Annotated in this window: 15 protein-coding genes; 11 read left to right on the forward strand and 4 right to left on the reverse strand. The window is 60.7% G+C overall.

Translation table 11 applies throughout. The features are described from left to right. Nucleotides 1-275: 275 nt before the first annotated feature. Together AC3WWR_RS08800 and AC3WWR_RS08805 are read right to left on the reverse strand one after the other, a co-directional pair. Nucleotides 276-545, reverse strand: coding sequence for a hypothetical protein (locus AC3WWR_RS08800; protein ID WP_033044701.1), 270 nt, complete (start codon nt 543-545; stop codon nt 276-278). Between the two features lie 180 nt (nt 546-725). Beyond that, nucleotides 726-1,409 (reverse strand): SOS response-associated peptidase, encoded by a 684-nt coding sequence (locus tag AC3WWR_RS08805; RefSeq protein ID WP_168758370.1) that lies wholly within the window; start codon nt 1,407-1,409, stop codon nt 726-728. 163 nt (nt 1,410-1,572) lie between these two features. Between AC3WWR_RS08805 and AC3WWR_RS08810 the strand changes: the two genes are divergently transcribed. After that, complete coding sequence (locus tag AC3WWR_RS08810) at nt 1,573-2,472, forward strand: polysaccharide deacetylase family protein (protein WP_492598650.1); 900 nt, start codon at nt 1,573-1,575, stop codon at nt 2,470-2,472. A gap of 110 nt (nt 2,473-2,582) precedes the next feature. Beyond that, entirely contained in the window at nt 2,583-2,822 is a 240-nt protein-coding gene (locus AC3WWR_RS08815; RefSeq protein ID WP_020801369.1) for a DUF1652 domain-containing protein, read from the forward strand. A gap of 91 nt (nt 2,823-2,913) precedes the next feature. Here the strand turns inward: AC3WWR_RS08815 and AC3WWR_RS08820 are convergent, their stop codons facing one another. Further along, complete coding sequence (locus AC3WWR_RS08820; protein WP_489325486.1) at nt 2,914-3,810, reverse strand: LysR family transcriptional regulator; 897 nt, start codon at nt 3,808-3,810, stop codon at nt 2,914-2,916. A 127-nt stretch (nt 3,811-3,937) separates the two neighbouring features. Between AC3WWR_RS08820 and AC3WWR_RS08825 the strand changes: the two genes are divergently transcribed. From AC3WWR_RS08825 to AC3WWR_RS08860, 8 genes are all read left to right on the forward strand, one after another. Further along, a complete protein-coding gene (locus AC3WWR_RS08825) occupies nt 3,938-5,083 on the forward strand; it encodes a muconate cycloisomerase family protein (protein WP_162276366.1) in 1,146 nt (381 codons plus the stop codon). Nucleotides 5,084-5,093: 10 nt separating this feature from the next. Beyond that, nucleotides 5,094-5,384 (forward strand): muconolactone Delta-isomerase, encoded by a 291-nt coding sequence (catC, locus tag AC3WWR_RS08830; RefSeq protein ID WP_008029082.1) that lies wholly within the window; start codon nt 5,094-5,096, stop codon nt 5,382-5,384. Nucleotides 5,385-5,438: 54 nt separating this feature from the next. Further along, nucleotides 5,439-6,368 carry a catechol 1,2-dioxygenase gene (catA, locus tag AC3WWR_RS08835; RefSeq protein ID WP_020800186.1) on the forward strand — a complete coding sequence of 310 codons (930 nt, stop codon included), beginning with the start codon at nt 5,439-5,441 and terminating at the stop codon, nt 6,366-6,368. Nucleotides 6,369-6,586: 218 nt separating this feature from the next. Further along, entirely contained in the window at nt 6,587-7,546 is a 960-nt protein-coding gene (locus AC3WWR_RS08840; RefSeq protein WP_168758367.1) for an AraC family transcriptional regulator, read from the forward strand. Nucleotides 7,547-7,792: 246 nt separating this feature from the next. Then, nucleotides 7,793-9,157, forward strand: a complete 1,365-nt coding sequence (benA, locus tag AC3WWR_RS08845; protein ID WP_020800183.1) for a benzoate 1,2-dioxygenase large subunit — start codon at nt 7,793-7,795, stop codon at nt 9,155-9,157. Continuing rightward, nucleotides 9,154-9,642, forward strand: a complete 489-nt coding sequence (benB, locus tag AC3WWR_RS08850) for a benzoate 1,2-dioxygenase small subunit (RefSeq protein WP_033042204.1) — start codon at nt 9,154-9,156, stop codon at nt 9,640-9,642. The genes benA and benB overlap by 4 nt, the downstream gene beginning before the upstream one ends. Nucleotides 9,643-9,652: 10 nt before the next feature. Further along, entirely contained in the window at nt 9,653-10,666 is a 1,014-nt protein-coding gene (benC, locus tag AC3WWR_RS08855) for a benzoate 1,2-dioxygenase electron transfer component BenC (protein ID WP_020800181.1), read from the forward strand. A gap of 11 nt (nt 10,667-10,677) precedes the next feature. Beyond that, nucleotides 10,678-11,451 carry a 1,6-dihydroxycyclohexa-2,4-diene-1-carboxylate dehydrogenase gene (locus AC3WWR_RS08860; RefSeq protein WP_020800180.1) on the forward strand — a complete coding sequence of 258 codons (774 nt, stop codon included), beginning with the start codon at nt 10,678-10,680 and terminating at the stop codon, nt 11,449-11,451. A gap of 10 nt (nt 11,452-11,461) precedes the next feature. Here AC3WWR_RS08860 and AC3WWR_RS08865 read toward each other — a convergent pair whose 3' ends face one another. Next, nucleotides 11,462-11,824, reverse strand: coding sequence for an NUDIX hydrolase (locus AC3WWR_RS08865; protein ID WP_042955771.1), 363 nt, complete (start codon nt 11,822-11,824; stop codon nt 11,462-11,464). Nucleotides 11,825-12,041: 217 nt separating this feature from the next. Here AC3WWR_RS08865 and AC3WWR_RS08870 point away from each other — a divergent pair, with 217 nt between their 5' ends. Further along, the gene (locus AC3WWR_RS08870; protein WP_020800178.1) at nt 12,042-12,239 is read left to right on the forward strand and encodes a hypothetical protein; all 198 of its coding nucleotides are present in this window, start codon (nt 12,042-12,044) and stop codon (nt 12,237-12,239) included. Nucleotides 12,240-12,377: the final 138 nt, after the last annotated feature.

Below are 12,377 nucleotides of genomic sequence, written 5' to 3' on the forward strand. Positions count from 1 at the left end.
TTTAGCCGCGCTGGGCCAGGGACGGCCCATCGCGGCGACCCACGGAGCAATGCCTTCGTTCTGGCATGCCGAGCCTAGGCGAGGCACCGAGTGGTGGGGCAAGAGCGTTTGGTTACTTTGCGCCGGGCGGCGTTCCGCTTTTCAAAGTGACCCGCTGTAAAAGCGGAACCCTAGGTGGCCGTTACCGCAGCAATGGATATGCCCCCCCCCCCCAATCCCTATTCAACCCCCATGCCTAAGTGAACAGCATTACGCATCGAGCGGGGGCTTCGAGCTTATTCCAGCAACTGCGAAAAGTCGGGATGAGTGGCCCGATAACCCAGCTTCCTGTCGATCCACGCATTCAACTCGTTGACCATGACCGGGGATTTACCCGGATAGCGTTCGAGGATTGAACCCAGGACTTGCTTGATATTGGGAATTGAAAGCAGGCTACGGGTCTGAATGTACTGCCCGATGAAATGGTCGAGTTGGTAGTGCTCTGTCTTTGTTAGATAAATGCACGCCAGACTCGCGACTTGATTATTGGTGAAATCGTCGCGCAATTGAGTTCTCTGCAAGGGCTTGATGTAAGGAATTTCCTTTGTTGCTGACTCTTTGGTCAACTTGGTATACCACTGGAAATACGGCGCGAATCCTAGCCGCAGCTCTGGCAAATGTATGTAAGCCCCTGACGTTGTCTGACAAGCGGTGAGGAGCATCAAAGTGCCATGTTTTAGGGGTGTTCATACCTTCAATTCGTCAATCAACCCGGCCCCCTGATTCCTGACGTTGCCCACAGCCTTATCGACCCGGTACCACTCAAAAGCATCACTGCCTTCCCCCTGTAGCAGCACCATCTGTTCGGCCCGCTCCCTGGGCGTCGCCGGGTCCAGCCATTCGCGGGCCAGTTCCGGGCTGAACACCACCGGACGGCGATCATGAACGTCCAGCATGCCGCCGGCGCTATCGGCCGTGATGATGACAAAGCCGTCGTCATCCCTGGGGGCTGCACCACCCTGCGGAAACTGCCCGATTGCCGCACAGAAGACCGGCCCTTGGTCACGTCGGCGAATCAGCCAGGGTTGCCGCGTGCCGTCCCCGGCATCGACCCATTCGAACCAGTTGTCGACCGGGCAGATAGCGCGATGGGGCCAGATGGCTCGAAAGAACGGGCCGTGGGCGACTTTCTCGACGCGCGCATTGATCGGCGCCGCACGATCCTTCGCCCAGTGCGGCCGCCAGCCCCAGCGCTGCGAATCGGCATGCAAGCCATCGTTCTCCAGATGCAACAGCGCCAGCTGGGTGGTGGGCGCAGCGTTGTAGCGAGCCAGTGGTTGATCGCCAACGTGGTTGATCAAGGCGTCGGGAATGCTCAGCACCGCCACGAAGTCGTGTATGCCCCGGTATTGCGACAAGCGTCCACACATCGATTAAACCCTCCGGCTGGTGTGTTCAGCATAGATGTCTAAACCCTTTGCGTTGACCCAACCCCTGCTCGCTCCTACAGAGGTGTGGGGAGCGGCGGAACCAAACACTGTGTACCTTATCCAACCTCGTCCCACCGTCGTGGGGTCTGGCTCAAGGCAAAACATGAAACAGTTGATCAAGGTTCTATCGGTGCTCGCCATGGCAGCCAGTCTGCTGGGCTGTATCGCCGCACCCATTGAAATGACGCCGCAAACCGAACAGGCGTTGCGCACGCAACCACCGATCCGCTTTTTGCTGACCTTCGACGATGGCCCCAGCGCCTCGAGTTTCTGGAACCCGACCGAGACCGTGCTCGACAGCCTGGCGATCAATCCTGTGCAACCCGGCATCAAGGCGGTGTTTTTCGTGCAGACCCGTGCCTCGCGGGCTGGCGCCAGTGACATCGGGCGGGCGGTCATGCACCGCGAGCGCGATGCCGGGCACATCCTGGCCTTCCACACGGCCACGCCCTCGCACACCAATCATCGCTCGCTCAACGCGCAAGAGCTGGAGCAGGCGCTCACAGATGGGTGCGCCGACATCGCCGCGATCACCGGTGCGCCGCCGACCCTGCTGCGCCCGCCATTCTGGAGCTACGACAAACGCACCTTCGCCGCTTACCAGCAGCATGGCCTGCATGTGCTGCTGACCGACCTGAGCGCCAATGACGGCAAGATCTGGGGCTTCAACGCCAGCCCCCGGCGCCGCGCGCATATGCTGCGTTCGATGTCCGAGGTTCGCGAGCGCATTGCCCGGGGCGAGCTGCCGATGGTAGACGGGGTGATTCCGGTGGTGGTGACGTTCCACGACCTCAATCGCTACACCGCACGGCATACCCGTGAATACCTGCAGATCCTTCTCGACAGTGCCCGGGTGACGGGGGTCAGGACTGCCCCAATAGCGTTTTATGACGATACCGCCGCGCTGCAACGGGCCGCCATGGCGCGTACGTTGCGCGACAGTTCACAGCCGGCGCAGTTGCCGGGGATCTGGAACTGGATCTGGAAAGACAATAGCCATTGAGCAAAGGCCGAAAATGCGGGGCAGTTAACAGTATCGACTGGCGCGGAATCGGCAAATTGCATCTATCCTCATTGGGTCCGCCCCGTTCAACTGCCACGGAGGCATCGGCCGTGATACCCATTTCAGTCCTTTGCAACATTGTAGAGTCCGGTTTCGAGCCCCTGGCCTGCGAATGCACGGAGAGCGGCGGGCTGCTGCGCATCGAGGTTTTTGATCCCGCCAGCGGGGAAGTCAAGCTGCTGATCGCCGGTGTATCGACCGAGCAGTTGACCAGCGTGCGTACCATCTCTGACTTCATCGGTGAATTGCGCACCGAGATGGAAGCCGGGCGCCGGGCATTCGCTGGCTGAATACTCCCGAGCCTCTGTAGGAGCTGCCGCAGGCTGCGATCTTTTGATCTTGCTCTTGAAAAAGTCAAAAGATCGCAGCCTGCGGCAGCTCCTACAGGGGCGTGATTGTTTGTGGCAGCAACTCGTCGATCATCCGCAAGCAATGGTTCAACCCCGGTGAAACGTCGCCCACCCGCCGACTGAGAATGATCGGTGAGGTGGCGTTGTCTTCCAGCAGCGGGGTGAAACCGATGTCGTCGCGGTGCAGCAATTGCACCGAGGCCGGCACCAGCGTGATCCCTATCCCGGCACCCACCAACCCGATCGCCGTCTGCAGCTCGTTGGTCCATTGCGCAATATGGATGCTCACCCCATAGGATTCGAACAGCGCGATCACGTGGTCGGCATAGCTGGGGCGGGGGTTGCCGGGGTACAGCACGAACGGCTCTTTGGCCAGGTCGCGCAGGCTGACGGGCCCGGCCAGCAGCGGGTGACCGGCGGGCAGGGCGGCCACCAGTCGGTCTTCGGTGAGCACGGTCTGGACGATGGCCGGGTCGTCGATGCGGATGCGGCCGAAGCCGACGTCGATGCGCCCGGCCTTGAGCGCCTGTACCTGCTGCAGTGTGGTCATCTCCGACAGCCCGAGTTCCAGTTCCAGCGGATCGCCGCTGCGCAAGCGGCGAATCAGTTCCGGCAGCACGCCGTACAGCGTCGAAGGCGCAAAGCCGATGCCCAGCCAGGTCTTTTCCCCCAGGCCGATGCGTCGGGTGTTGTCGCAGACCTTGTGCAACTGGTCGAGGAGGGCGGTGGAATGCTCATGGAAAAAACGCCCGGCGTCGGTCAGCTTCAACGGTCGGCCACGCTCGAGCAGCATCACCCCCAGTTCATCTTCCAACTGCTGGATCTGCCGGCTCAAGGGCGGCTGGGCGATGTGCAGGCGTTCGGCGGCGCGGGTGAAATTAAGGGTTTGAGCCAACACCTGAAAGTAACGCAGGTGACGCAGTTCCATGGAGCCTCCGGATGTCGAGCGCTTGTATACCTTCAGGGTATCAAGCCAGACCAATTCTATATTGGCCGCCCGGAAAAAGCCGTATGAGAATCAGCTCCAGAACTTCAAGAACCTGACGGGTATCGAAATGCTTGCTACAGCCATTGAATCGATCGAGACGATCATCGTCGATCTGCCGACCATCCGCCCGCACAAGCTGGCGATGCACACCATGCAGAACCAGACCCTGGTGGTCATTCGCGTGCGCTGCGCCGATGGCATCGAAGGCATCGGCGAAGCTACCACCATCGGTGGCCTGGCCTATGGCAACGAAAGCCCTGACAGCATCAAGACCAACATCGACAAGCATTTCGCCCCGCTGTTGATCGGCCAGGACAGCGGCAATGTCAATGCCGCGATGTTGCGCCTGGAGCGCAGTATCCGTGGCAATACCTTCGCCAAGTCCGGTATCGAAACCGCACTGCTCGACGCCCAGGGCAAGCGCCTTGGCCTGCCGGTCAGCGAGTTGCTGGGCGGCCGCGTGCGTGACTCGCTGCCCGTGGCCTGGACCCTGGCCAGCGGCGACACCGAAAAGGACATCGCCGAAGCGGAAAAAATGCTCGACCTGCGCCGCCACCGCATCTTCAAGCTGAAAATCGGTGCTGGCGAGGTCAATCGCGACCTGGCCCACGTGATTGCGATCAAGAAAGCCCTCGGCGATCGCGCCAGCGTGCGGGTCGACGTCAATCAGGCGTGGGACGAAGCCGTCGCGTTGCGTGCCTGCCGCATCCTCGGCACCAATGGCATCGACCTGATCGAACAGCCGATTTCGCGCAACAACCGCGCTGGCATGACCCGCCTGAATGCCATGAGCCCGGCGCCAATCATGGCCGACGAGTCCATCGAGTGCGTGGAAGACGCGTTCAACCTGGCCCGCGAAGGCGCAGCCTCGGTGTTTGCCCTGAAGATCGCCAAGAATGGTGGCCCGCGCGCCGTGCTGCGCACCGCGTCCATTGCCGAAGCGGCCGGTATCGCCCTGTACGGCGGCACCATGCTCGAAGGCGGAATTGGCACCATGGCTTCGGCCCAAGCCTTTGTCACCCTGAACAAACTGGCGTGGGACACCGAGCTGTTCGGCCCGCTGCTGCTGACCGAAGACATTCTCAGCGAACCGCTGGTTTATCGCGATTTCGAGCTGCATGTGCCCAAGACCCCGGGTCTGGGCCTGAACCTGGACGAAGAACGCCTGGCGTTTTTCCGCCGCGACAAAACATCCACCATTCATCAAGCCTGAGGAGAGCATTATGCTGTTCCACGTAAAGATGACCGTGAATTTGCCGGTCGACATGAACCCCGAACGCGCCGCGCAGCTCAAGGCCGACGAAAAAGCCCTGGCCCAGCGCCTGCAGGACCAAGGCAAGTGGCGTCACCTGTGGCGCATCGCCGGGCTCTACGCCAATTACAGCGTGTTCGATGTCGACAGCGTCCAGGAACTGCACGATTTGCTCATGCAACTGCCGCTGTATCCGTACATGGCGATCGAAGTCACCGCGATGTGCCGGCATCCTTCGTCGATTCGCGAGGATGACCGCTGAACCCAGCCCGTTCAGCTCGCCATGCCAATAATTACAAGATGAGGAACCTATAAAATGAACGTCAAGATTTCCCACACTGCCGAAGTCCAGAAATTTCTCGAAGAAGCCAGCGGCCTGCACAACGATGCCGGCGATCCACGGACCAAAGCCCTGATCTACCGCATCCTGCGCGATTCGGTGAACATCATCGAAGACCTCGCCGTGACCCCGGAAGAGTTCTGGAAAGCGGTCAACTACCTCAACGTGCTGGGCGCGCGCCAGGAAGCCGGACTGGTGGTGGCTGGCCTGGGCCTGGAGCACTACCTCGACCTGCTGATGGACGCCGAAGACGAGCAGGCCGGTAAATCCGGTGGCACGCCACGCACCATCGAAGGCCCGCTGTACGTCGCCGGTGCACCGCTTTCGCAAGGCGAAGCGCGTCTGGATGACGGCGTCGATCCGGGTGTGACCCTGTTCATGCAAGGCCGGGTGTTCAACACCGCTGGCGAACCCCTGGCTGGCGCCATTGTTGATGTGTGGCACGCCAACACTGGCGGCACCTACTCGTACTTCGATGCTTCACAGTCGGAATTCAACCTGCGTCGCCGCATCGTCACTGACGCCGAAGGCCGCTACCGTTTCCGCAGCATCGTGCCGTCGGGCTACGGCTGCCCACCGGACGGTCCGACCCAGCAACTGCTCGATCAACTGGGCCGTCACGGCCAGCGTCCGGCGCACGTGCACTTCTTCATCTCCGCACCGGACCATCGTCACCTGACCACCCAGATCAACCTGGACGGCGAAAAATACCTGCACGACGATTTCGCCTACGCCACCCGTGACGAGCTGATCGCCAAGATCACCTTCAGCGATGACCAGGCGCGTGCAGCGCAGTACGGTGTCAGCGGTCGCTTTGCCGAAATCGAATTCGATTTCACCCTGCAGTCGTCCGCCCAGCCAGAAGAGCAGCAGCGCCACGAGCGGGTTCGCGCACTCGAGGACTGATTGTCCTGATTCACTGTAGGAGCGAGCCTGCTCGCGATGGTCGCTGACGATGACGCTGGGGCCCTGATGCCCTGCGGCGTCCTCAAGCCCATCGCGAGCATGCTCGCTCCTACAGGTTATATTTTGAAACGGCCCACAGGTCAGTCCAATGACACACTGCTGCCAGTACTGCCCTAGAATGACTAGATACACCCTATAACAACAACGAGAGTGACCCGATGATGCAAGCGCAACTGCTGAGTCAGCGCAGCACCATATTCGACCATGCCGACCCGTACGCGGTGTCAGGCTATGTCAATCAGCATGTCGGTAATCATTGCATCCTGATGCCTCGTGCCGGGCACCCCCTGGCCAGTCTCAATCACCGCAAATTCGCCAGCCTGGACCTGTGCCGTATCAGCTATGGCGGCAGCGTTCGCGTCACTTCGGGCGCGCTGGAAACCATCTACCACCTGCAAGTGCTGTTGCGCGGCAATTGCCTGTGGCGCGGCCATGGCCAGGAACACTACTTTGCTCCCGGCGAGTTGCTGCTGATCAATCCCGACGATCCGGTCGATTTGACCTACTCTGACGATTGCGAAAAATTCATCCTCAAGGTTCCCACGTCCCTGTTCGAGTCCGTCTGCAACGAGCAGCGCTGGCGCTATCCGGGCCAAGGCGTGCGGTTTCTCGAGAACCGTTACCAGCTCAATGAGCTGGAAGGCTTCGTCAACCTGCTGGCGATGATTTGCCAGGAGGCCGAGTCCACCGAGCAGATTCCCCGGGTGCAGGAACATTACGCGCAAATCATCGTCAGCAAGATGCTCAGCCTGATGAAGACCAACGTCAGCCGCCTCGAAATCGGCTCCCAGGCTGCCTCGTTCGAAGCGATTGCCGACTACATTGCCAAAAATCTCAAGCAGGACATCGACAGCGAAGAGCTGGCGCGCCATGCCAGCATGAGCCTGCGCTCGTTGTATGGCCTGTTCGAACGCAACGCGTGCACCACGCCAAAAAACTACATCCGCCAGAAACGCCTGGAACGCATCAATGCCTGCCTGCGCGACCCGACCTGCAACGTGCGCAACGTTACCGAGGTCGCGATGGACTACGGCTTCCTGCACCTGGGACGCTTCTCCGACAGCTACCGCAAGCAGTTCGGCGAGCTGCCATCGGATACCCTCAAGCGCCGCCACTGATCCCGACACATTGATGTTGCCTGCCCTGACGCCATCGCGAGCAGGCTCGCTCCCACATTGGATCGCGTTGTTCCTGTGGGAGCGAGCCTGCTCGCGAAGAGGGCGGTACTGTCAACATTGGTGGCGCTGACACAACACCAGCCCCCTGCAAAAAACGGATAAAGGTCTGCACCCCGCGGATAGTCCCCCCCATTGCCCCGTCCTAGCATGAGCCTTGCCTGAACAATAACAATGGAGGCGGCGGCCATGACCCTGCGACCTGAATACCTTGAGTCCCTGCTTGAAGACGATCCAGAGCAGGGTATCTATCGCTGCAAGCGCGAGATGTTTACCGATCCGCGCCTGTTCGATCTGGAGATGGAACACATCTTCGAAGGCAACTGGCTGTATCTGGCGCACGAAAGCCAGATCCCCAACGTCAACGATTTCTACACCACCACCATGGGGCGCCAGTCGATCTTCATCGCGCGCAACAAGGACGGTGTGCTCAACGCCTTCATCAACGCCTGCAGTCATCGCGGCGCGACCCTGTGCCGGCACAAGTCCGGCAACAAAAGCTCCTACACCTGCCCGTTCCACGGCTGGACGTTCAACAACTCCGGCAAGCTGCTCAAGGTCAAGGACCCGGCTAACGCGGGCTACCCGAGCAGCTTCAACTGCGAAGGCTCCCATGACCTGACCAAAGTCGCGCGCTTCGAGTCCTATCGCGGTTTCCTGTTCGGCAGCCTCAAGGCCGATGTGGTGCCGCTGGTCGAGCACCTGGGCGAGTCGGCGAAGATCATCGACATGATCGTCGACCAGTCCACCGACGGCCTGGAAGTGCTGCGCGGTTCGTCCACTTATATCTACGAAGGCAACTGGAAACTCACCGCCGAAAACGGTGCCGACGGTTACCACGTCAGCTCCGTGCACTGGAACTACGCCGCCACCCAGAACCAGCGCAAACAGCGCGAGGCCGGTGACGAGAACCCGACCATGAGCGCCGGGAGCTGGGCCAAGCAGGGCGGTGGTTTCTATTCCTTCGACAAGGGCCACATGTTGCTCTGGACCCGCTGGGCCAACCCCGAGGATCGTCCACTGTACGAACGTCGCGACGAACTCGCCCAGGACTTCGGCAAGGCCCGCGCCGACTGGATGATCGAGAACTCGCGCAACCTGTGCCTGTACCCCAACGTGTACCTGATGGACCAGTTCAGCTCGCAGATCCGTATCGCCCGGCCGATCTCGGTCAACCGCACGGAAATCACCATCTATTGCATCGCCCCCAAAGGCGAAAGCGACCACGCGCGTTCGAGCCGGATTCGTCAGTACGAAGACTTCTTCAACGTCAGCGGCATGGCCACGCCGGACGATCTGGAAGAGTTCCGTTCCTGCCAGACCAGCTACCAGGGCAGCGTCACCACCTGGAACGACATGTCCCGTGGCGCCGAGCACTGGATCGAAGGTGCCGACGAGGCGGCCAAGGAAATTGACCTGCATCCGCTGCTCAGCGGCGTGCGTACCGAAGACGAAGGCCTGTTCGTGCTGCAACACAAGTACTGGCAGCAGACCATGCTCAAGGCCCTGGCTGCCGAGCAGTCGAAACTGATCGCCGTGGAGGACGTGCAATGACCATTTCCTATGAAGCGGTACGTGATTTCCTCTACCGCGAAGCACGCTACCTCGACGACCGCCAGTGGGATGAGTGGCTGGAACTGTACGCCCCCGACGCGACGTACTGGATGCCGTCCTGGGACGACAACGATGAGCTGACCGAAGACCCACAGCGGGAAATCTCGCTGATCTGGTACGGCAACCGCACCGGCCTTGAAGACCGCATCTTCCGCATCAAGACCGAGCGCTCCAGCGCCAGCGTGCCGGACACCCGCACGTCCCACAACATCAGCAACATCGAACTGCTCGAGCAAGCCGACGGAATGTGCAAGGTGCGCTTCAACTGGCACACCCTGAGCTTTCGCTACAAGACCGTCGACAGCTATTTCGGCAGCAGTTTCTACACCCTTGATGTGCGCGGTGAAAACCCCTTGATCAAGGCCAAGAAAGTGATCCTGAAGAACGACTACGTTCGTCAGGTCATCGATGTTTACCACTTGTGAGGCAGCCGTCATGACCCATTCCATTGCGTTCAATTTCGAAGACGGCGTCACTCGTTTCATCGACGCCAACGCCGGCGAGACCGTGGCCGATGCCGCGTACCGCCAGGGCATCAATATCCCGCTGGACTGCCGCGACGGCGCCTGCGGCACCTGCAAGTGCTTTGCCGAGGCGGGCAGCTACGATCTGGGTGAGGAATACATCGAAGACGCCCTCAGCCCTGATGAGGCCGCGCAAGGCTTTGTCCTGACCTGCCAGATGCGCGCCAAGAGCGATTGCGTGGTGCGGGTGCCGACGTCCTCGGAAGTCTGCCGCACCCGCCAGGCCAGCTACGACGCAACCATCAGTGCGGTGCGCCAGTTGTCCGACAGCACCATCGCGTTGTCGATCAAGGGCGAGTCCTTGAGCAAACTGGCGTTCCTGCCAGGCCAGTATGTGAACCTGGGCATTCCCGGCAGCGAGCAGACCCGCGCCTATTCGTTCAGCTCGTTGCAGCGCGACGGCGAAGTCAGCTTCCTGATCCGCAACGTGCCTGGCGGCCTGATGAGCAGCTTCCTCACCGGCATGGCCAAGGCTGGCGACAGCATGAGCCTGGCAGGCCCCCTGGGCAGTTTTTACCTGCGTGATATCCGTCGACCCTTGTTGCTGCTGGCGGGCGGCACCGGGTTGGCGCCGTTCACCGCGATGCTGGAGAAGATCGCCGAGCAGGGCAGCGAACACCCGTTGCACCTGATCTACGGTGTGACCAACGATTTCGACCTGGTGGAACTCGATCGCCTGGAAGCCTTCGCCGCGCGCATCCCCAACTTCACCTACAGTGCCTGCGTGGCCAGTCCCGACAGCCAGCACCCGCTCAAGGGCTACGTGACCCAGCACATCGAACCCAGGCATTTGAACGATGGCGACGTCGACGTGTACCTGTGCGGCCCACCGCCGATGGTTGAAGCGGTGAGCAAGTACATCGGCGAGCAAGGCATCAATCCAGCGAATTTCTACTACGAAAAATTCGCTGCCAGCGCGGCGTGAGGTTTCCCTCCATGAACAGATTCCACGAAAAAGTCGCGCTGATCACCGGCGCCGCCCAGGGCATCGGTCGGCGCGTGGCCGAACGCATGGCCGCTGAAGGCGCGAAGCTGATCCTGGTCGATCGCTCCGAGCTGGTGTTCGAGGTTCAGCAGCAGTTGGCGAAGGACAGCCAGGTCCTGGCCCTGACCGCCGACCTTGAGCAATACGAGGAATGCAACCGGGTCATGCAAAGCGCCGTCGAGCGTTTCGGTCGACTCGATGTGCTGGTCAATAACGTCGGCGGGACCATCTGGGCCAAGCCATTCGAGCATTACGAGGCGTCGCAGATCGAGGCCGAGGTTCGCCGTTCGCTGTTTCCAACCCTGTGGTGCTGTCATGCGGCATTGCCGTACATGTTGCAGCAGGGCAGTGGCGCGATCGTCAACGTATCGTCGATCGCCACCCGCAGCGTCAACCGTGTGCCCTACGGCGCAGCGAAGGGCGGGGTGAATGCGCTGACCGCCTGCCTGGCGTTCGAAACCGCTGGACGCGGGGTGCGAGTCAACGCCACTGCGCCGGGCGGCACCGAAGCCCCGCCACGGGTTATCCCGCGTAACAGTGCCGAGCAGAGTGAGCAAGAGAAGGTCTGGTACCAACAGATCGTCGATCAGACCCTCGACAGCAGCTTGATGAAGCGCTACGGCACGCTGGATGAACAGGCAGCAGCCATTCTGTTCCTGGCCAGCGATGAAGCGTCCTACATCACCGGCATGATCATGCCAGTGGGCGGCGGCGACCAAGGCTGAAGCGCGTGAACTACAGGCGACGTTGAAACGCTTTGATGATCCGCAGCGTGGCGTCGCTTGGGTTCAGGTTGTGCACCGCATTCAGCGGGTACCAGAGGCAATCGAAAATTTCGTTTTGCGGCCGTGCCTGGTCCGGATTCGGCAACGATGCTTCGTAGACATGGTGACGGGTGCCGCCTGTTTCCAGTTCCATCAGGTACAGCATATCGTCGGCACCCAGCCCGGTTTCCTCCAGCAATTCGCGCGCCGCGGCATCCTGCGCGGTCTCGCCGCGCTCCACTTTGCCCCCGGGCAACATCCAGCGACTCCTGGGTTTGCGCACCAGGAGTATGTGCCGGTCCTGCTCGCAAATGACGGTTGCACGTACTTTCATGGGCTCTTTCAATCCGGAATGTCATAAAACAGTAACAAAAATGCAATATTTGGGCCGCAACCCATTGCATGTTTCCTGGATATTTTGAGCGGCAGGCGTGTCTAAAAGTGCAATCGCACTGCCGTGTGCTGACTCGACGTCCGGTCGGCATCTTCGCGGCAGGGGGGTGTAAGGTAGGGAAGTCAACCCTGTGATCACTGCCAAGATGGAGGTGACTATGAGCGTTCCGATGTTGAACAAGATGCACATGAACGGCTACGACGTACTCAGTGTGAACAACGGCCCGTGGCGGGTCTGCACCCAAGGTGACCGGCTTGGCTCATTTGCCAGTCGCGAAGAGGCGCTGGCCTTTGCGGCGGCGCTGCCTGGCTACAAGGCGCGTCCAGGCAAGCCGCGTAATCAGCAAGCCACGTGATTGCCCCTGTGTGATCGTTCCCACGCTCTGCGTGGGAATGCCGCCAAGGACGCTCCGCGTTCCACTGACGACGCGTAACTTGAGCCCTGCGCAACGGTGACGCGGAGCGTCACAGGATGCATTCCCACGCAGAGCGTG

It is taken from the genome of Pseudomonas sp. EB271-G4-1 (genome assembly GCF_058791355.1).